Source organism: Methylobacter tundripaludum SV96, from assembly GCF_000190755.2.
In the GTDB taxonomy this organism is placed as follows: Bacteria; Pseudomonadota; Gammaproteobacteria; order Methylococcales; family Methylomonadaceae; genus Methylobacter_A; species Methylobacter_A tundripaludum.
The window spans coordinates 1328364-1347934 of the sequence record NZ_JH109153.1 but is presented as its reverse complement, the minus strand read 5'-3'; the positions used below and the strand labels follow the sequence as shown (position 1 = coordinate 1347934).

The 19571-nt window shown below is 44.7% G+C and carries 15 protein-coding genes and 1 tRNA gene; 14 read left to right on the top strand and 2 right to left on the bottom strand.

The window, feature by feature from the left end; genetic code table 11:
* Positions 1 to 12: 12 nt before the first annotated feature.
* From nqrF to METTU_RS18755, 13 genes are all read left to right on the top strand, one after another.
* Positions 13 to 1233 (top strand): NADH:ubiquinone reductase (Na(+)-transporting) subunit F, encoded by a 1221-nt coding sequence (gene nqrF, locus METTU_RS18815; protein WP_006893545.1) that lies wholly within the window; start codon positions 13 to 15, stop codon positions 1231 to 1233.
* A 211-nt stretch (positions 1234 to 1444) separates the two neighbouring features.
* A complete protein-coding gene (gene nqrM, locus METTU_RS18810; RefSeq protein WP_006893544.1) occupies positions 1445 to 1636 on the top strand; it encodes a (Na+)-NQR maturation NqrM in 192 nt (63 codons plus the stop codon).
* Between the two features lie 108 nt (positions 1637 to 1744).
* Positions 1745 to 2140 (top strand): CBS domain-containing protein, encoded by a 396-nt coding sequence (locus METTU_RS18805; protein WP_006893543.1) that lies wholly within the window; start codon positions 1745 to 1747, stop codon positions 2138 to 2140.
* Between the two features lie 74 nt (positions 2141 to 2214).
* Positions 2215 to 3720 (top strand): exodeoxyribonuclease I, encoded by a 1506-nt coding sequence (gene sbcB, locus METTU_RS18800; protein ID WP_006893542.1) that lies wholly within the window; start codon positions 2215 to 2217, stop codon positions 3718 to 3720.
* Positions 3721 to 3733: 13 nt separating this feature from the next.
* Positions 3734 to 3810, top strand: a tRNA-Met gene (locus METTU_RS18795).
* Between the two features lie 169 nt (positions 3811 to 3979).
* Positions 3980 to 4465 carry a ribosome maturation factor RimP gene (rimP, locus tag METTU_RS18790; protein ID WP_006893541.1) on the top strand — a complete coding sequence of 162 codons (486 nt, stop codon included), beginning with the start codon at positions 3980 to 3982 and terminating at the stop codon, positions 4463 to 4465.
* Positions 4455 to 5972, top strand: coding sequence for a transcription termination factor NusA (gene nusA / locus METTU_RS18785; RefSeq protein WP_006893540.1), 1518 nt, complete (start codon positions 4455 to 4457; stop codon positions 5970 to 5972). The genes rimP and nusA overlap by 11 nt, the downstream gene beginning before the upstream one ends.
* Before the next feature lie 10 nt (positions 5973 to 5982).
* Positions 5983 to 8616 (top strand): translation initiation factor IF-2, encoded by a 2634-nt coding sequence (gene infB / locus METTU_RS18780; RefSeq protein WP_006893539.1) that lies wholly within the window; start codon positions 5983 to 5985, stop codon positions 8614 to 8616.
* Positions 8617 to 8621: 5 nt separating this feature from the next.
* Entirely contained in the window at positions 8622 to 8984 is a 363-nt protein-coding gene (gene rbfA, locus METTU_RS18775) for a 30S ribosome-binding factor RbfA (protein ID WP_006893538.1), read from the top strand.
* A gap of 5 nt (positions 8985 to 8989) precedes the next feature.
* Positions 8990 to 10018, top strand: a complete 1029-nt coding sequence (gene truB / locus METTU_RS18770; RefSeq protein WP_006893537.1) for a tRNA pseudouridine(55) synthase TruB — start codon at positions 8990 to 8992, stop codon at positions 10016 to 10018.
* Positions 10019 to 10248: 230 nt separating this feature from the next.
* A complete protein-coding gene (gene rpsO / locus METTU_RS18765) occupies positions 10249 to 10518 on the top strand; it encodes a 30S ribosomal protein S15 (RefSeq protein WP_006893536.1) in 270 nt (89 codons plus the stop codon).
* A gap of 100 nt (positions 10519 to 10618) precedes the next feature.
* Positions 10619 to 12697, top strand: coding sequence for a polyribonucleotide nucleotidyltransferase (gene pnp, locus METTU_RS18760; protein ID WP_006893535.1), 2079 nt, complete (start codon positions 10619 to 10621; stop codon positions 12695 to 12697).
* Between the two features lie 177 nt (positions 12698 to 12874).
* Positions 12875 to 13219 (top strand): hypothetical protein, encoded by a 345-nt coding sequence (locus tag METTU_RS18755; RefSeq protein WP_006893534.1) that lies wholly within the window; start codon positions 12875 to 12877, stop codon positions 13217 to 13219.
* 752 nt (positions 13220 to 13971) lie between these two features.
* Here METTU_RS18755 and METTU_RS18750 read toward each other — a convergent pair.
* Positions 13972 to 16221 carry an NACHT domain-containing protein gene (locus METTU_RS18750; RefSeq protein WP_006893533.1) on the bottom strand — a complete coding sequence of 750 codons (2250 nt, stop codon included), beginning with the start codon at positions 16219 to 16221 and terminating at the stop codon, positions 13972 to 13974.
* 715 nt (positions 16222 to 16936) lie between these two features.
* On the opposite strand from METTU_RS18750, the gene METTU_RS18745 reads away from it, so the two are divergent.
* Positions 16937 to 17287, top strand: coding sequence for a Rap1a/Tai family immunity protein (locus tag METTU_RS18745; protein WP_006893532.1), 351 nt, complete (start codon positions 16937 to 16939; stop codon positions 17285 to 17287).
* Between the two features lie 113 nt (positions 17288 to 17400).
* Here the strand turns inward: METTU_RS18745 and METTU_RS18740 are convergent, their stop codons facing one another.
* Positions 17401 to 19371 carry a multicopper oxidase family protein gene (locus METTU_RS18740; protein WP_006893531.1) on the bottom strand — a complete coding sequence of 657 codons (1971 nt, stop codon included), beginning with the start codon at positions 19369 to 19371 and terminating at the stop codon, positions 17401 to 17403.
* Positions 19372 to 19571: the final 200 nt, after the last annotated feature.

Sequence of the window (19571 nt, the reverse complement as noted above, 5' to 3'; positions counted from 1 at the left end):
GAAGGTAGCGTAATGCTGGAAATTCTATTAGGGATTATTATTTTCACGGCTTTTGTGATTGCACTGGTATTCGTTATTATCGGCGCTAAAAGCAAACTGGTCGCTGAAGGGGATGTAGAAATTCTCATCAATAATGAAAAGAAAATTCATGTGCCGGTAGGTTCAAAATTATTAACCGCTTTGGCTGATAACGGTTTGTTTGTTTCATCGGCTTGTGGTGGTGGCGGTACTTGCGGACAATGCAAGGTAAAAGTACATTCAGGTGGTGGAGAAATTTTACCTACTGAATTAAGTCATATCAGTAAGCGGGAAGCGGCTCACGGCGAGCGTCTTTCTTGTCAGGTATCCATTAAACATGACATGAACATTGAAGTCGAAGACGACGTGTTTGGTGTTAAAAAATGGGAATGTACGGTTAAATCAAACCATAATGTTGCCACTTTCATTAAGGAGCTGGTGCTGGAGTTACCGACAGGCGAGGAAATTAATTATCGGGCGGGTGGATACATTCAGATTGAATGTCCTTCATATGTTGCCAAATACAGTGATTTCAATATCGAAGAAAGATTCCGCGATGATTGGGATAAGTTCAATTTGTGGCGCTATGTTTCTGACGTAAAAGAGCCTGCGTTGCGCGCTTATTCGATGGCAAGTTATCCTGAAGAAAAAGAAATCATGCTGAACGTTCGTATCGCGACACCGCCTCCCGGTGCGCCAGATAGCGTACCGCCCGGCATCATGTCTTCGTATATCTTTAACTTGAAGCCCGGCGATAAATGTATTATTTCCGGACCTTATGGCGAGTTCTACGCTAAAGAGACTAATGCGGAAATGGTCTTTGTCGGTGGTGGTGCAGGTATGGCGCCGATGCGTTCGCATATCTTCGATCAATTACGCAGGCTGAAATCCAAGCGTAAAATGACTTTCTGGTATGGTGCCCGTAGCAAACGCGAAATGTTCTATGTAGAAGATTTCGATATGCTGGCCAAGGAAAACGATAATTTTGAATGGCATGTTGCGCTGTCCGATCCGTTACCGGAAGATAACTGGACAGGCTATACCGGCTTTATTCATAATGTTCTTTTTGAGGAATACCTTAAGAACCATCCGGCTCCGGAAGATTGCGAGTTTTACATGTGCGGGCCGCCGATGATGAACTCAGCGGTGATCAAGATGCTGCTGGATAATGGCGTAGAACCGGAAAATATCTTGCTGGATGATTTTGGCGGATGATAATCGTAGCTTGGGTCGCCTAAAGCTAGTCTTTAGGTAACCTAATATTTATGGCTTCGATTGCTGGGTTGCGCTAAAGGCTCGGCAATAGCTCCTGCATTGCTCTACCTTCTGCATCCATGCAGTCGTAACCCAACCTACACGAGGAGTGCGGCTAGTCCCACTCCTCGTTTTTTATTATGGGCCTTTACAAACTTTACGAGGCGATATCATGACTTACTTTTTAGTGACTTTTGTTTTTATGGCTTTTGTTATTGCCATTATGGCGATAGGTGTTATTTTTGGCAGGCGCGCCATCAAAGGATCGTGTGGCGGCGCTGCGAACAACGCGGATTGTGTTTGCGTGGAAAAATGTGATAAAAGAAAGAAAATGGAAGCCGAAGCTCATTTGAATCAAGGATAGTAGATTAACTTTAATGTACTTAACATTTATGGCTTCGATCATTGGGTGACGCTAAAAGTTAATCGATTTATAACTTTTTACAATATAAACAACAATCAGGAGTTCATCATGTTGGCGAAAATTACTGTTGCAGATTATATGTCGAAAAGATTGGTTACGCTTGCCAAGGATACCGATGTGATTGATGCCGTAAAGAAATTGCTGGATCATAAAATCACCAGTGCCCCGGTTGTTGATCAAATAGGTCGATTGCTGGGTATGTTTTCTGAAAAGGATGTTATGAATATTGTTTTGGAAGCAGCCTATAACCAAAGTATGGGTGGAAAAGTTGGCGATTATATGACTAAAGAAACCATTAGCGTGGATGCCGAATCCAGTATTGTAGATTTGGCGGAGAAGTTCCAGCAAACTTCAGTCAGAAGTTTTCCGGTTTTTCTGGATAATGATTTGGTTGGAATTGTTAGTCGCACGGATGTCTTAAGGGCTCTGGCTTCAATTCATTAAGGTTTCTTTGTGAGCCGAACCCATTGTCGTAGCGACTCTTGCGGCATTTTCAGTAGCTATGTTCGTCAAAAATAATGAGTGGAACACAAACCTTTTATTGGCATGATTACGAAACATTCGGTACGGATCCTCAAAGAGATAAGCCCGTTCAATTTGCCGGGATTCGTACTGATTTTGATTTTAATGTCGTAGACGATCCTTTGGTTGTTTACTGCAAGCCTGCGGAAGATTGTCTTCCTCATCCCGAAGCCTGTTTAATTACCGGAATTACGCCGCAACTTGCCGAACAAAAAGGTGTTTGCGAAGCCGAGTTTATTCGTTTGATTCATGAGCAATTAGCTCAGCCCAACACCTGCACCCTCGGCTATAACAGTCTTCGTTTTGATGATGAGGTCACCCGTAATTGCCTTTACCGTAATTTTTATGACCCTTATGCAAGGGAATGGCAAAACGGCAATTCCCGTTGGGATTTGATTGATGTAGTCAGGGCGACCAGGGCATTGCGTCCTGATGGTATCGTCTGGCCTGTTAATGAGGAAGGCGGTCCCAGTTTCAGGCTGGATCAGCTCACCCGTGTCAATAACATAGCCCATGAAGCGGCGCATGATGCGCTTTCGGATGTCTATGCTACCTTGGCAATCACCAAGCTGGTCAAACAGGCTCAGCCCAAGCTTTATCAGTTTCTGTTGCGGCACCGGGTTAAGGGCGAAGCGCTTAATTTGCTTCAGTTAGGCAGTTTTAAGCCCGTGGTTCATGTTTCAGGTAAATATCCCGCCGTTAAAAATTGTCTAGCCGTCGTGCTACCGATTTGCAAGCATCCGACCAATGCCAACGGCATCATTGTCTACGATCTATCCGTTGATCCTGAGCCGATGCTTGGCCTGGCAGTGGAAGAAATTCAGCAAAGAATCTTTACGGCAACTGCGGACTTGCCGGAAGGTGTGGCAAGAATCCCGTTAAAAACCGTACATATTAATAAATGTCCTGTTTTAGCGCCCGTGTCAGTTATCAGGCCGGAAGATGCGCAACGGCTGGAAATCGACCTGGCGCTATGTCATGCCAATATCGACAAGATTAAAGCCGCCGTCGGCTTGTCTGAAAATTTGGCAGCGGTTTTTAGCGGTCAAGCTTATGTTGTACAGGACTCTGATCCTGATCTGGAAATATACAGCGGCGGTTTTTTTTCTGAAAACGATAAAAAGCAAATGATCAAAATCAGGTCGATGCAGCCCGAACAATTAACAAAGTCTGTATTTAAATTTACTGATAGCCGATTGTCGGAAATGTTGTTCAGATACCGTGCCAGAAATTATCCTGAAACGCTGAATACTGATGAGCTGCGAAGGTGGAATGAGTTTTGTGTTAACCGGTTAACAGGTCGCCAGGCGGGTGGCGGCATTGTGCTCGATGATTATTTCAGTCGATTGGCAGAGCTGAGTCGCGACGAAAATAAAAATACGAAAATTATTGATGCCTTGGAGGATTATGCGCTTGATAAAATGCAGTGCTTGGGGCTCAATAAGTCAGTTATTCAGACTAAAGATATAAATAGGTTGCTAAATGCTGAAAATGCCCTATAATACACAAATCAATCGCGGGGTGGAGCAGCTTGGTAGCTCGTCGGGCTCATAACCCGAAGGTCGTAGGTTCAAATCCTGCCCCCGCTACCATATAAAACTGCATGGATGCAGGAGTTAGAGCGCCGCAGGGAGCGGTAGCCGAGAACCCCATTTTGGGGTTTTTTGTTTTCTGGGCTTTGGTGATTTGGAAGCTCACAGTTGATTGTTAATGGAAGAGCCTTCGGCTCTTTTTTTTTGTGCGAAAGTAAGTGAGGAAAAGATGAAACAGGCTCCTGAGCACTTGGTTAATCTAATTGAGCCAATTGTTGAAGGTTTAGGTTATGAATGCGTAGGCATTGAATATAATCCTCATCCTAAACATGGTCTGTTAAGAATCTATATTGATAGTGATAACGGGATTTTGGTTGAAGACTGCACTAAAGTCAGTCATCAAATCAGTGGCGTTATGGATGTAGAAGATCCCATATTAGGCAACTATCATTTGGAAATTTCTTCGCCGGGCGAAGACAGGCCTTTTTTTAAAGTGAGCCAGTTCGAGCGGTATATTGGCAGTACGGTGTTGGTTCATTTATTTAAAGCCATAGATGGCCGTAGAAAAATTACAGGCCTGATTGAAAAAGTTGAAGACGATATTATTACGCTAAAGGATGGCGAACAGGTTTTTGAGGTTCCATTTATCGCGATGAGCAAAGCGCGTTTGGTTCCTGAGTATTTAATTGAAAAAGGGGGGCGCAGTGGCAAATAAAGAAATTTTGTTGGTGGTGGATGTTTTTTCTAATGAAAAAGATATTGAAAAAGAGATTGTTTTCCAGGCCATAGAATCAGCATTAGAAGCGGCTACAATCAAGCGTCACGCGAATCAAATCAAAGCCCGTGTCAGCATTAACAGAAAAACCGGCGACTATGTTACTTATAGAGTTTGGGAAGTGGTTGATGCCAATAGTCAAATTGACGGCGATGTAGAATTTCCGGAAACGCAAGTGCTGCTGGAAGTTGCAAGGTTTGATAATCCGGATGTCCAGATCGGTGATTTGGTGGAAGAGGAAATTGAATCTGTCGATTTCGGCCGTATCGCTGCACAGACTGCCAAGCAGGTTATTATTCATAAAGTCAGGGAAGCTGAGCGCAAGAAAATTGTTGACGCCTATCAGAGTCGTGTGGGCGAGCTGATTACCGGTATCGTAAAACGCATTGAAAAGGGCAGTGTTTACCTGGACTTGGGTGGGCATGTCGAAGCTTATATCGCCAAAGAAGACATGATTCCCCGTGAAGCTATTCGCATTGGCGATAGAATCAGGGGTTATTTGAAGGATGTACGTTCAGAGCCTCGCGGTCCTCAGTTGTTTGTCAGTCGAACCGCACCGGAATTGCTGATTGCATTGTTTCGTCTTGAAGTGCCTGAAGTGGGCGAAGGTTTGATTGAAGTGATGGGCGCGGCGCGTGATCCCGGTTCCAGGGCCAAGATTGCCGTCAAAGGCAATGATCCCAGATTGGACCCGGTCGGCGCTTGCGTTGGCATGAGAGGATCAAGAGTGCAGTCGGTTTCAAATGAACTGGCTGGAGAGCGCGTTGATATTATCCTTTGGAATCCAAGCGATGCCCAGTTCGTGATTAATGCGATGTCGCCGGCTGAAATCCAGTCCATCGTTGTCGATGAAGATAAGCACAGTATGGATTTGGCGGTAAGTTCAGACAATTTGTCTCAGGCTATAGGCCGTGGCGGGCAAAATGTGCGTCTTGCAACGCAATTAACGGGTTGGGAGTTGAATGTTATCGATGCTTCCAAAGCCGAACAAAACAGTGAAGCCGAGGCTGACAAGATAAAACAAATGTTTATCGATCAACTGGATATCGATGAAGACATCGCCTTGATTCTGGTTGAAGAGGGCTTTAATACGGTTGAAGAAATCGCCTATGTTCCGGTCAGTGAAATGCTGGAAATTGAAGGCTTTGATGAAGAGCTGGTTAATGCGCTTAGAAGTCGTGCTAAAGACGCCTTACTGATCAGCGCTATTGCCGCTGAAGAAAAAATAGAAACGGCCGAACCTGCACAGGATTTGCTGGAAATGGAAGGCATGGACAGGGATTTGGCTTATGATATGGCAAGCCAAGGCATTATTACGATGGATGATTTGGCAGAACAATCGGTAGATGATTTGTTGAATTTTCCGGGAATAAACGAAGATCGGGCGGCAAAATTGATTATGAAGGCGCGTGAGCCTTGGTTTGCTGAGGAACAGGCGAGTAGGTAAGGGGTATGAAATGAGTAATAAAACGGTACGGCAATTAGCAGAGGTGGTAAAAATTCCTCTGGAACGATTATTAGAGCAGTTGAAAGAAGCAGGCTTGTCTGCGAGTGCCCCTGATGATGTTATTAATGAAGACGAAAAAATGCAGCTGCTTGCGCATTTGCGCAAACGCCACGGCAAGGATGAAGGCGCGGCCGAAGGTTCATTGAAACGGGTGACTTTAAAGCGCAGAACTGTGAGCGAGCTTAAGCAGGCAAGCGTACCAGGCAGTACTACCAAAACCATCAGCGTTGAAGTTCGCAAACAGAAAACTTATATAAAACGCAGTGAAGTAGCAGATTCTGACGAACAAAAAAATTCGGAATTGGCCAAGCATGCTCTCGAAGAGCAGATTGCAAAGCAAGCCGAAAATCTTCCTCCCGTTGAAGAACCGGTAAAGGCAAAAGAAGTCGTCTTGGAACAAAAGGCAGAAGGTGTAATTGAACCGGAAGTTAAGGCTGCCGTCGAACCCGTTGCGGCTGAAGTGGCTATCGTGCCTGAAGTGCCATCTCCGGCAGTCGAAGAAGAGGTTGAAGCCGTGCCGGTTCAGGAAGAAAGTAAAATCGACCATGAACAGTCGGTTAAAGCCAAAGAAGCGACAGAAGCCAGAAAAAAACAGCAGGAAAAAGATCTTCGACTGGAAGAGTCCATCAAAAGAAATGCTGACAAAGTAAGGCAGCAAGCATCGGCCAAACAAGAAATTTTGCATAGAAAAAAACAGGAAGAAGGATCGCGTGCCGGAGCGGGCGGTAGGGACACCAAAAAAACCAAGAAAAAAGGCAAGAAGACTGAACGCGTCAGTGTAAAGGCTGAAGGCAAACATCAATTTGAAATGCCGGTTGAACCTATCGTAAAAGAGGTCACCATACCGGAAATGATTATTGTGTCCGATCTCGCGCAAAAGATGAGCGTTAAGGCTGCCATGGTGATCAAGCATCTGATGAAGCTCGGCATTATGGCGACTATTAATCAAAGTATAGATCAGGAAACAGCGGCAATTTTGGTTGAGGAAATGGGTCACAAAGCGATTATGCAGAGTGATGACGATCTTGAGCAGGAAATGCTGGCTGAGGCGCAAGAAGAAGATAATCGCGTCGAACTGCCGCGAGCGCCGATTGTTACCATCATGGGTCATGTCGATCACGGTAAAACCTCGCTGCTGGATTATATTCGTAAAACGCGCGTTGCCGCCGGTGAAGCGGGCGGTATTACTCAGCATATCGGCGCCTATCAGGTAAAAACGGATCACGGATCGGTAACCTTTTTAGATACACCGGGACACGCGGCATTTACCGCCATGCGTGCCAGAGGCGCGGACGTTACCGATGTGGTCATTGTCGTTGTTGCGGCGGATGACGGCGTTATGCCGCAAACCCGGGAAGCGGTTGAGCATGCCCGAGCGGCCAATGTGCCGATTATTGTGGCGATGAATAAGATTGACAAGCCCGACGCCAATCCCGACAAAGTGATGCAAGAGTTGTCTACCATCAACGTGCTTGCGGAAGAGTGGGGCGGCGATGTGCAGTTCCTCAAGATCTCTGCAAAAACCGGTGAAGGTATCGATGAATTAATCGAAGCGTTGATTGTACAGACTGAAATTCTTGAATTGAAAGCGCCTGTTGAAGGCGCTGCATCAGGCATCGTTATTGAGTCAAGACTCGATAAAGGTCGTGGTGTTGTGGCAACGGTGCTGATTCAAAAAGGTACTCTGGAAAGCGGCCAAATGGTGCTGTGCGGCCATGAATACGGTCGGGTTCGAGCCATGTTTAACGAGAACGGCGTAGCCATCAAAGAAGCCGGGCCTTGTGCACCGGTTGAGATTCTAGGGCTTTCGGGCACACCGAATGCCGGTGATGAATTTCTGGTAGTACAAAACGAACGTATTGCCAAAGACTTGGCCAAGCATCGTGAAGACCGCAAGAAACTGTCCCGACATGCCGTGCAACAAGCCTCCAAGCTGGACGAAGTATTCTCCAGAATGACGACCGGTGAAATCGCCTGCGTCAATCTGGTGCTTAAAACCGATGTTCAGGGCAGTTTGGAAGCATTGCGCAGCTCCTTGGTCGGATTGTCGAACGACGAAGTCGAAGTTAAAGTCGTTTTTGGCGGTGTCGGCGGCATTAATGAAGGCGATGCGAATTTGGCATTGGCTTCCGGTGCGATTCTGATGGGCTTTAATGTCCGGGCTGACGCAGCTGCGCGAAGACTGATTGAAGAAAAGGGCATCGACCTGCATTACTACAGCATCATTTATGAAGCGATTGATGAGGTTAAAAAAGCCATCAGCGGCATGTTGGCGCCTGAAATCAGAGAGCAGATTGTCGGTCTTGCCGAAGTGCGCGATGTATTTAAATCGCCGAAATTCGGTGCGGTCGCCGGTTGTATGGTCATTGACGGTTATGTGAAGAGAAATCTGCCTATACGGGTTCTGCGTAATAACGTGGTGATTTATGAAGGGCAGTTGGAATCTTTGCGTCGCTTTAAAGATGATGCGGCCGAAGTCAAAATGGGTATGGAATGCGGTATCGGCGTGAAAAATTACAACGATGTACAACCCGGCGATCAGATCGAAGTGTTTGAACGCATAGAAGTTAAGCGGGAACTATAAACCTTATGGCAAGAGAATTCGGTCGTAATGCCCGCGTTTCATCGCAGATGCAAAAAGAGCTTTCTTTGGTTTTGCAGCGTGATATTGATGACTCCAGGCTGGGATTTATTACTATCAATGAAGTTGTAGTCACTAAAGATCTCGCCGTTGCAAAAGTGTACGTCACGGTATTAAATGTTGATGAGCAAGGCAAAAAAGCCAATGTTAAATTGCTTAACGAAATGTCGCCGGTTATTCGGCATCAATTAGCCAAAAGGATGCGTTTGCGGCACATCTCGGATTTGCGTTTTTATTACGATGACTCGTTTGATACCGGCATGCGGGTATCGGAACTGTTGAGTGGTTTGGATAAGCGCGACGAAGGTTAGTTCAGATGAGTAAACGCAAGTCCGGGTGCAATATTCACGGCATATTGCTGCTAGATAAGCGCCTGGGCGTTTCTTCAAACAAAGCCTTGCAGGAAGTCAGGCGCTTGTTTAACGCCAATAAAGCGGGGCACACCGGCAGTCTTGATCCGCTGGCTACCGGTTTGTTGCCGCTTTGTTTTGGGGAAGCGACCAAAGTGTCGGCGTTGATGCTCGATGACAATAAACGGTATCAAGTTGTTATTCAACTCGGAGTCATGACCGATACCGGCGATCGAGAAGGTGCGGTTATAGAGACCAAGCCGGTGCCGGAGCTATCCATCGACGACATACAGGCCTGTCTGGAAAAATTTACCGGCGAAATCGATCAAGTTCCCCCCATGTATTCGGCTTTAAAGCATAACGGTAAAAAGCTGTATGAATTGGCGCGGGAAGGTAAAACGGTTGAGCGCAAGGCCAGGCGTATCACCCTATTTGAATTGAAGTTGCTGACCGATTCCCAAGCTCTGGCTGAGCAACCGGATCAGTTGACGCTGGACGTATTTTGCTCAAAAGGCACTTATATCCGCTCGCTGGCGGAAGACATCGGGCACACTTTGGGCTGCGGCGGGACGGTAAAGGAATTACGCCGACTGGAAGCGGGTCAATTCAACATTGAAAACGCCAGAACCATCGAGCAATTAACGGAAATGGATCAGCAAAGCTTGTTTCAATGCCTGATTAATGTCGATAAACCGCTGGAAGCTCTGCCCGCTGTGCAGTTGTCGGACGAACAGACAATTTGCATAAAGTACGGCCAGTCGCTCGATTTTTTGCCCTTCGACCCGCTTAGTGCGAACGGAGCGAGCGCAAGCCCGGAAAGGAGACAAGGCACGGTACGCATGTACAATGATGCGGTCTTTTTGGGCTTGGGAGAAATGCTAATGGATGGTAAACTAGCGCCTAAGAAGTTGTTTAATATGAGCAACGAATCAGTTTCGGCAACTGCTCCTGCGTCGCCTAAAGCGCCTACTGTTGGTGCTCTACCTCCTGCGTAATCCACATGGATGTGGTGAATGCAGATATTGCATAAGGCCATGGATGGCCTGTAGTAGAGCAATGCAGGAGCAATTGCCGAGGAGCAAATATCTGTCCATGCAGTCGTGAGCTAGATGCTCAAGCCGAAAGAATACACCTGTTTCTACACCCTATCGTGGAAACAGTGTACTTAAGGAGTCGCCATGTCGGCGGCTTTATTTTTAATTTTTAATCTACATAGGGATTACAAATGCCATTTACAGCAGAACAAAAAAAAGCGGTCGTTGAGGCCTATCGTCAATCAGAAACCGACACAGGTTCGCCTGAAGTACAAGTCGCTTTATTGACAGCGCATATCACGCATTTAACACCGCACTTTGCAGAACATAAAAAAGACAACCATTCGCGTCGTGGATTGTTGCGCATGGTTAACCAGCGTCGTAAGTTGCTGGATTATCTAAAAAACAAAGACGTAAACCGTTACCGCACTTTGATTGAACGTCTCGGATTGCGTAAGTAATAGAACAAAGAAACGGCACAACCCTTTTGTGCCGTTTCTGTTTTAACATTTCATGGATTGAACCAATTTTTAAACAACCTCTACACAAAGGAACCTTATAGTGAATCCTATCAGGAAAGAATTTCAGTACGGCGATCGACTCGTTAAATTAGAAACTGGTGAAATAGCACGTCAAGCAGACGGCGCTGTCATGATCGATGTAGATGGTACGACACTGTTGGTCACCGTCGTCGGTAAAAAACAGGCAAGCGGCGGCGACTTTTTTCCGTTGACTGTGAACTATCAAGAAAAAGCTTACGCAGCCGGTAAAATACCAGGCGGCTTTTTTAAGAGAGAAGGTCGTCCCAGTGAAAAAGAGACTTTAACGTCTCGTCTGATTGACCGTCCTATTCGTCCTCTTTTCCCTGAGGGCTATACCAACGAAGTTCAGATCATTGCCACAGTCGTATCGCTCAATCCTGAAGTTGATCCCGAAATTCCTGCTTTATTGGGTGCCTCCGCTGCCTTGGCGGTTTCAGGTTTACCTTTTAACGGCCCGGTAGGCGCTGCTACTGTTGGATATAAAGACGGCGAATATATATTAAACCCTACTCCTGCCGCATTAAAGGAATCACAGCTGGAATTGGTGGTTGCCGGAACGGCACATGCCGTATTAATGGTTGAGTCTGAAGCTGACAACCTGTCGGAAGAAGTGATGTTGGGCGCAGTGTTATTCGGTCACCAGCAAATGCAGGTTGCCATTAACGCCATTAACGAATTTGCAGCCGCTGCCGGTGCAGGCGTCGTTGAGTGGGTAGCCCCCGAAGTTAATGCCGAACTTAAAAAACTGGTCACTGCGGAAGTTGAAGCTGGCATTAAAGCCGCTTATCAAGTCGCGGAAAAACTGGTTAGACAAGAACAACTGAAAGAAATTAGAAATGCCGTGGTTGAAAAACTGGTGGCAAATGGCGAGTATGCAGAAAGCGACATACGCGGCATTATCGAACATCTGGAATACAGCATCGTTCGTAACGCTATCCTTAACGAAGGCAAGCGTATTGACGGACGCGAGTTAGACAAAATCAGACCGATTACCGTCAGAACCGGCGTATTGCCTAGAACTCACGGGTCAGCATTATTTACCCGTGGCGAAACTCAGGCCTTGGTTGTTGCAACACTGGGAACACAACGCGATGCCCAAATCATCGACGCATTGGCCGGTGAATACAAAGAACCGTTCATGCTGCATTACAACTTCCCTCCGTACAGCGTTGGCGAAACCGGTTTTGTCGGTTCACCAAAACGTCGTGAGATCGGTCATGGCCGCTTGGCGAAACGTGGCGTTGCCGCCGTGTTACCCAACATGGAAGAGTTCCCGTACACCATTCGCGTGGTCTCGGAAGTAACAGAGTCCAACGGATCAAGCTCAATGGCTTCGGTCTGCGGCAGCAGCTTGGCGTTAATGGATGCCGGTGTGCCTATTAAATCACCGGTTGCAGGTATCGCGATGGGCCTGATTAAAGAAGGCGACAGCTTCGCCGTATTGTCAGACATCATGGGTGATGAAGATCATCTGGGCGACATGGACTTTAAAGTTGCCGGTTCAGTGGACGGTATTACCGCGCTGCAAATGGACATCAAAATTGATGGCATTACCGCAGAAATCATGAAGTCAGCTCTGGATCAAGCAAAGCACGGTCGCTTGCACATCCTGGGCGAAATGAATAAAGCGTTGTCCACCACCCGTGAAGAAATGTCCGACTTCGCACCGCGTATCATCACCTTTAAAATCGATCCTAGCAAAATTCGCGAAGTTATCGGTAAAGGCGGCGCAACCATCCGCAGCATTACCGAGCAAACCGGCGCCAGCGTTGATTTGACCGATGACGGTGTTGTTAAAGTGGCATCAGTTGATAAAGCGGCCGGTGAAGAAGCGCGTCGTATGATCGAGGAAATTACCGCAGAAGTTGAAGTCGGTAAAGTTTACGAAGGCAAAGTAGTCAGATTAATGGACTTCGGCGCATTTGTTACGATACTTCCCGGCAAAGACGGCTTGGTTCATATTTCGCAAATTTCAGACGAGCGCGTTGATAAAGTCAGCGACAGATTGAATGAAGGCGATGTGGTCAAAGTCAAAGTACTTGAAATAGACCGTCAAGGCAGAGTCAGATTGAGTATGAAAGAAGTCGAAGTAGAATAACCCGTGCTTGTTTGACGCTCTTGACACAAGGGCGGCTTAAGGGTGTAAAAAAGGGATTGTGATTCGTCGCAATCCCTTTTTTCGTTTAGCTGTGTAGTCGTCTCGTAGCCCGGTATTTTCCGCTTCGAGGCAAGTAAATGATGCCAGTCAATCCACAATAACCAACCGTAGATAAACATGATCAGCGACAGTCAAAAAATACAAATAGCTAAAAATTTCGCGAAGCTGCACCAAACGCCATTCGCTGCATGGACGCCTGATAAAGAATATGCGTCAGAAGATGATCGTTATTTGGCGGTTTATGACAATCTTATTATGGGCGTTTACGGTGATTGTTATGGGATTAACGCCGAATATGATGAAGATGATAATTTAATACAGGAAGCTACCGAATTTGAAGTTGAGGTTGAAGGATTTGAATCGAAAGCGGGGAAGCCTGAAGTATTCTTTTTTGAAATAACCAGTGAGTCGACAGGGATAGGTAAACTCATTGAAGATCATGGCAGGCATGGTGATTGGTAGGTCGGATTCGCTACGTGCTTTAAACGAGTCGCGACAGCAACCCACAATCATTGCTTAAAAATAATCGCACAAAAAACGCTTGGAAAATCTGAGTGGAAGAAAATTTAAGGCGCTTTGTTTGCGGGGCGGATTGTCAGCTCGAAGCCGCTTTGCAGCATTTACTTGGTGACTAACAGTGTTATATTTGAATGGCGGCTTTCGACCCACAACTGTCATTCGCCGCTAATTTCCGAATGACAGCATACCCACGATAAGCTGCCAGTCGATTTTCGTGAATTAGTAGGCACAATCATCATTCAAGGTCATCACTATTGGTGCAATCCGTTATAAATAGTAAATGTAAACCTTTTACATTAGATATTTCGATACGGACTGGCTAATGTCTGTTGTCAAGCCGGAAACAAAAAAACCGCCATTTCTGGCGGTTTTTTATGGGAGTTTTGAACCACCTAGATAGTCCGTATCGTATTGTCTAATAACAACCAAGCATGAATTTTACATCATGGAATATGCTATTAACATTCATAATGTTACCGAAAACATGGTCGACAGCTTTGAAATCGATATTTCGTTTGTGAGCCCCTGACACCAAGTGCTATAGGGTCATGTCAGGACAAGCTGTTCTTTTAGCTTATTAACCCAATATGGCACTCGGCGGGGTAACATCCAAACAAAAACTGGCTATGGCCGCTTAAAATTGGGTGATTAGCGGGTGGCGGTAACCAAATTTTTATTTATGCAACAATGCCTAATTAATTGGCTTCATCAAAAGCACTCACGGATTTCCAGATTTCATCACTTGAGCGATCAAGTTCCTCAAGAATTTTCTCAATTCTAGTTTGTAACTTTCTTACAGGTTTATAAATTATTTCTCCTTCTCCACTATCTTTACTTGTTAATAAATGGTTATTTTTAACAAGGTAGTGAATTACTTCCTTAAGTATTTTCTTATCAACTTGAGTCAACCCTTTATTTAGAGTACGTTCGAGACGACCATTTCCATGTTGCTTATAAACTTTAATTAGTATAGATACTAAAATTTTTTGTGCGTTTGATAACCCTGTTTTTTTGATAGCTGCAAGCGTACTCCTAGGTTCGTATGAATTTATTTCATTGGAACCATCTATCCAATCAGGTCTCCCCGTTGTTGAAGATACGCCCTTTAATTTCACGATGTTACATCTTTTTATAGTTATATTTTCGGGGTCTATTTTTCCAAGAGTAATAGATTCAAAAATACCATCAACAAAATATATATTTTTAAAGTTATTTTTCTCAAAAGAGATTTCGCCAAAATGAGGTTCAAGAAGTGTGATACCCTCATAATCAACTTTCTCAATATTTGTTTTACTTATTGCTGAAATAATATCAGATATAGCAATTTTGTTTTCGCTGTTACGATGAATTGATTGTTTAACATAACTTATATAAATATTAAAGTTTTTTTGTTTATAAATGTCGTGAGCTAAAACAGATGTGCCTAAATGTTGAAGGGGATTGATCCATCTAAAATTAGAAATATTCTTATCATTGGACTGTATGCTTTGTGATAAATCAAGTGCTCTCAGACCATCTAGTATAAATCCGTCAATAAAATTGCGATCACTTGTTTCGGTACTAACTCTTCCTAACCCAGGAAGTCTTTGAAGCATTACAGTTGATTGCTCATTTGGGTATGTACCAGTTACTTCATGGAAAATATTTACTATCTCTGCTTCCGTTATTGGACCAACATTCTGAGGTTTATATCGAGTAATGTTTGAAAGTTTAATTAAAACTTGTTTGACAACTTCTGGATCCAGAATTGCGTGAATTTTAGAGTCTCTTTCGCACATTGCATCGATAAACTTAAACCAGAATTCGATTTCATTATTATTTGACGATATGAAAATATCCTCCAACTCTGTTTGATTTAATGATGCAATGGTTTTCAATACTAATGGCTTCTTTGGAAGCCATTCCGGTAGCTCTGCTTTGATGTTGTTAAGAGAAAGGTATTCTATAAACTCAGCATAGCTGAACTCATTCTTGCATCTTGCAATAGTAACGTTGTTTTCACGAAGCCCAAGAGATGAGAGCATTTCATTATTACTATTAAAGTAATGTTCTCTTCCTGATATTAAAAATCCAGCATTTGTTGTTGATAGCAGATCATTAACTCCTTGAAGAGCGTGTTTCCTAAGTAGTTCCAAAGTCTTCTTGTCTTCGCTCCATGGTCTTGACCCAATCTCATCAAAGCCATCTAAAAGAAAACATAATCGGTTTCCATTAAATGCTTTAACAACATTATCTATACCATCTTGTTTTATACCTAGATGCCTAAAATGTCTTGTAATAATTTCGATAGCATTTTCTAACCCCCACGTTTCTTTTAGATCGATTGCTATTGGATAAATTAAGGTTTCTTCCGCCTTACTGGATAGGATTCGAAAAACCTCCATAAAGCATCTACTTTTTCCTGTTCCGTAATCACCAAGTAAAACAACTTTTTCGTTTTTAATTATTCGATGAGCAATTTCTTCTGCGGAAATTTCACCATTCTTTATTAATTCATACCCTACAGGAGTGTATTTTGATTCGTCAGATTTACCAGTTATAGGATCTACAGCACTGCCAAACTGTTTATTAGATCTAATGTGTTTATAGGTAGCAAAGTCAAAAAACATTTTTTTGAAATCATCAAATGAGATAACTTCAATATAAGTTTCTTTTCCAGCATCTTTCATTCCTTGGGTTGGAGTGAAATCGCATATTATAAATGGTCTTATCAGAATGTTCTCCGATAACATTTTCATACGAACAGTTTGAATTTTTCCTATGTCAATTCGTATCTTATCAAGAGTTTTATTTTCTGTTATCTCAATAATTATTTTTTCAATAGGGCTTATTTCAAGAATGCAGTCAAAATTCACTCCTGCTATACGATCAGAGGTAGCTGGTCTATTCCAAATATATCCAGCGTACTGCTTAACTGCACTCTCTAATTTTTTTCCGTCGCTCATTTTTTTCTCGGTTAATATTTGAGTTATTGTGCTGACCAAAGTGGAAATGGCTAACGTAATGTATACAACAATATTTGTCGTATACGGGGGTCTAGTCTCTAACTGCCGATAATTACAAACCGAATCAATATATTAGTAATCTATTGATAGATTGGTGAAATTTATTGTGTACCAATAAAGGCCGTTAAAATATGAGCAATGTGTTAAACAAAAACACCATATAAAACACGAACAGTTTATATGTTTTTTAAACTAAAAATAGGTTAAAACTTAACACCCACGCCTGAACTTGTAAAAAAATTAGTCAATTTTTACACAAGAAAACCATTACTCAATTACTTCGGGGTTTTGGCTTTTCCAGGCAATGGGCAAAAATAGCTATCATTTGGCGCAATATTCGATATTCTAAATCCTTTTGTCTAGTGTTGAAAGTAGCACCACTTTATTTTCGCGGCTTTCATGGGCTTTAAAATACACAAATATTAGACAAGATGAACCTATTCACTAACCCTGAAAAATGTTTAAAATAAGACCCGTTATTTGAAACATCTTAGGTGGTTTATAAATGACTGCTTTTAGGTCTTCTGCTGTCGTTAATTGAGCTTAAACGGCGAGCAGTTTATGGCCGACTCCCGTCATTACCAGTTGCACGTGTAATCCAGCATATATCGGTATAAACTATTCTGACGTAACAAAAAATCCATGGAGTGTAAAAATGAAAGCGTCAAAGTTAATCCTAATCGCTACAATGCTGATGCCAATTTCGGCTAACGCTGGTTTCAATGCTTTTATAAATGGCCAGAAGCTTCACGACAAGTCAACCGCCTATAAAAGCGGTGATATAGACAATGCGGAGCTCTATGATGCCGGGGCTTATGTTTATTATGTAATGGGTGTTGTTGACGCAACTATTGGGTCGGGTTTATTTTGTCCACAAAATATCACTTCAGATCAAGCTGCAAATGTTGTGTCTAAATACCTGAATGAGCATCCAGAATTATGGAGTTCAAGTGCCGATTCACTTGTTAAAGCTGCACTCATGAAAGAATGGCCTTGCCCGAAGTAATCGTAGATGTAAAAAAGACAAGATTGACGTGAGCACTTAGCTCATCACTAATCATATTTAACCACAGATGCGCGCTAAACGTTCCCGATTAACGCGCATCTACGGCCTATAAGCTAATGGCTGTGAACTTTATGCGGATTACCGGACTTACCTTTTTTGCCCTGAATAGGCGGTAATATCTCCACCAGTTCCATCATGCCGTTGTCCTCGTGGCTGACATTATGGCAATGCTCTACCAGAGAGCCGGTGTAGTCCAAGGGTTGTTGCACAAACTGCACTACTTCGCCGTAATTTCCTGACGGATTGGTTCCTGTCAGTCCGCCGGGGAATGAACAACCACCATTTTTTTCAGCGACGCCGGCACAATTTACCAGCAGGGTATCGCGCCAGACCGGGAACGGATAATCCAGCTGGCCTCGCGATACCAATTGAAACGAGTTGATGTGAATATGGAACATGTGGGTATCGGCGGCGCTTTGTACGGCCCACTTGTCCACTTGATTCAAGACGAGGTCGCGCTGGCTTCGGAGAGGATTGAATACCCTGCCGTTGACCACTGAAGCACCGCCGTCTTTGTTCGCATAAGTGTTGGTGGTAAAACCGTATACCAGACCTTGAGTCGGTAACTGCGGACTTTGTTCGACGGTGATGGTCTTCGGGGCATTCAGCTTGTTAAGCTCCGCCTGAGTGGGAATTGCCATGTTATAGGCTATATCGCTCGCGGAATCGGTTACCGATACGGTAAGAATCGGTGTTGCATTGGCGTATGCCGACGCTTGGCATAATTGCCCGATTGGAAGGCCTGTGCCTGCAACGGCGGAGTCATACAAACCATAAGTACCGGCTTTGGAGGGCGCCTGGACCATCATGTCCAACCGCTGTCCAGCGGCGAGAAACAGTAATTCGTTGTTCAGTATATCATCGCCATTAATGGGGGTAGCCGCCGGCGTGAGACCCATGATGACCGGCAAGTCGGTGGTGCTTGCAGTGGGGCGTTGCAAAGGTACGCCATCGGTCGCCAGTACATAGGAAGTCGGGGAGGGTGCGGTTGTACCGTTCAGGGGCAGCAAACACATGGGCACTACATTGCCGATAGTGCCGTTGATGACCCGCCAAAGCTGGGCCTCATTGGTTCGCATGGACATGGAAGGCTGGAATTGCCCGTTGACCGATATGGCGTTGTTGGTGACTTTTGGAGTAGGCAAACTCGGGCCGCCGAAAGCGCAACCTGTATTGTTGAAATAAACGCTCAGGCAGGTGATTTGATAGGGATCGGTGGAATCGCCTTTGTGGTCTCCATTGTATTGGACTTCCTGAAGCATCAAGATTTGCTCTTGGGCTTTCTGTACTGCCGGTAAACTTTCCAATCCGTGTTTAGGGTCTTCCATGATCAACGCCCCGGCAAAGCCGTCGGCTAAATGCATGGATACCGCACCGTGTTTGTGGGCGTGGTACCAATAAGTACCGGATGGGTGATTGGAAGGAATGTTATATGAATAGCGGTACTGTCCGGTGACGCAATTTGCCTGGCCGCTTTCATTACCGCAATCCTGAAGAACATAGTCCGGGGTGCCTTGCGGGTAAATGCTGAGCAATACATTGTCGCTCGGACTGTTGGGGGATACATGCAAGCCGTGGGTGTGCAGGTTGATCACATCGAAGCCGTGCGGGTTGGTCATGCTATGGCTGCCATCGCCCTCCGATTCGCTGTAACTGAGACTGTTGATCAGTTTAGCGTCGAATTTGTCGCCGGGGCGGATACGCAACGTGGGGCCAACCAGTAATCCGTTGGCTTGAGACGCTTTGGGTTGGCTGTTGGTCAGCTTAATGCCTCGTGCGGTTACTACCGGGTTGCTTTTGGTTGAGTCATTCGGTGTCGGCGAGGGGCCGGACAGGGTATAGGCCTCGGATTTAACTTCCAGATCAACCTTCAAGGATTTCGTTTTCTGGTCGGAGCTAACCGACTGCGGCAGCTGTAATGGGGCTCCGTCGGCTAAAACAGCGGCCGGTACGGCCATTGCCCCCATAATCGCCAAGCTCGCCAGTTTTCCCGGGAGCAAATTTCTTGTTATTTTCTTTGGCATTCTTCTCTCCTCAAAGTTGTTTTGCAATTGAGCCAGCCACTCATTATTCAGATTGTTATAGCTGGATAGCGCATCAGCCAAGGCTCCTAATAGAGCGCAACCAACGGCGGAGGTAAGTTAACATATTTGATTGGGAATCCCAAGCGTATGAAATTGCTGCTATTCTGATGTTAGGCTTTGTTCGTACAGATGAGCGGGTA

Bases quoted from the DNA above. Each gene is read 5' to 3' on its own strand.
- nqrF (WP_006893545.1), top strand. From the start codon at position 13: ATGCTGGAAATTCTATTAGGGATTATTATTTTCACGGCTTTTGTGATT.
- nqrM (WP_006893544.1), top strand. From the start codon at position 1,445: ATGACTTACTTTTTAGTGACTTTTGTTTTTATGGCTTTTGTTATTGCC.
- METTU_RS18805 (WP_006893543.1), top strand. From the start codon at position 1,745: ATGTTGGCGAAAATTACTGTTGCAGATTATATGTCGAAAAGATTGGTT.
- sbcB (WP_006893542.1), top strand. From the start codon at position 2,215: ATGAGTGGAACACAAACCTTTTATTGGCATGATTACGAAACATTCGGT.
- rimP (WP_006893541.1), top strand. From the start codon at position 3,980: ATGAAACAGGCTCCTGAGCACTTGGTTAATCTAATTGAGCCAATTGTT.
- infB (WP_006893539.1), top strand. From the start codon at position 5,983: ATGAGTAATAAAACGGTACGGCAATTAGCAGAGGTGGTAAAAATTCCT.
- rbfA (WP_006893538.1), top strand. From the start codon at position 8,622: ATGGCAAGAGAATTCGGTCGTAATGCCCGCGTTTCATCGCAGATGCAA.
- truB (WP_006893537.1), top strand. From the start codon at position 8,990: ATGAGTAAACGCAAGTCCGGGTGCAATATTCACGGCATATTGCTGCTA.
- rpsO (WP_006893536.1), top strand. From the start codon at position 10,249: ATGCCATTTACAGCAGAACAAAAAAAAGCGGTCGTTGAGGCCTATCGT.
- METTU_RS18755 (WP_006893534.1), top strand. From the start codon at position 12,875: ATGATCAGCGACAGTCAAAAAATACAAATAGCTAAAAATTTCGCGAAG.
- METTU_RS18750 (WP_006893533.1), bottom strand. From the start codon at position 16,221: ATGAGCGACGGAAAAAAATTAGAGAGTGCAGTTAAGCAGTACGCTGGA.
- METTU_RS18745 (WP_006893532.1), top strand. From the start codon at position 16,937: ATGAAAGCGTCAAAGTTAATCCTAATCGCTACAATGCTGATGCCAATT.
- METTU_RS18740 (WP_006893531.1), bottom strand. From the start codon at position 19,371: ATGCCAAAGAAAATAACAAGAAATTTGCTCCCGGGAAAACTGGCGAGC.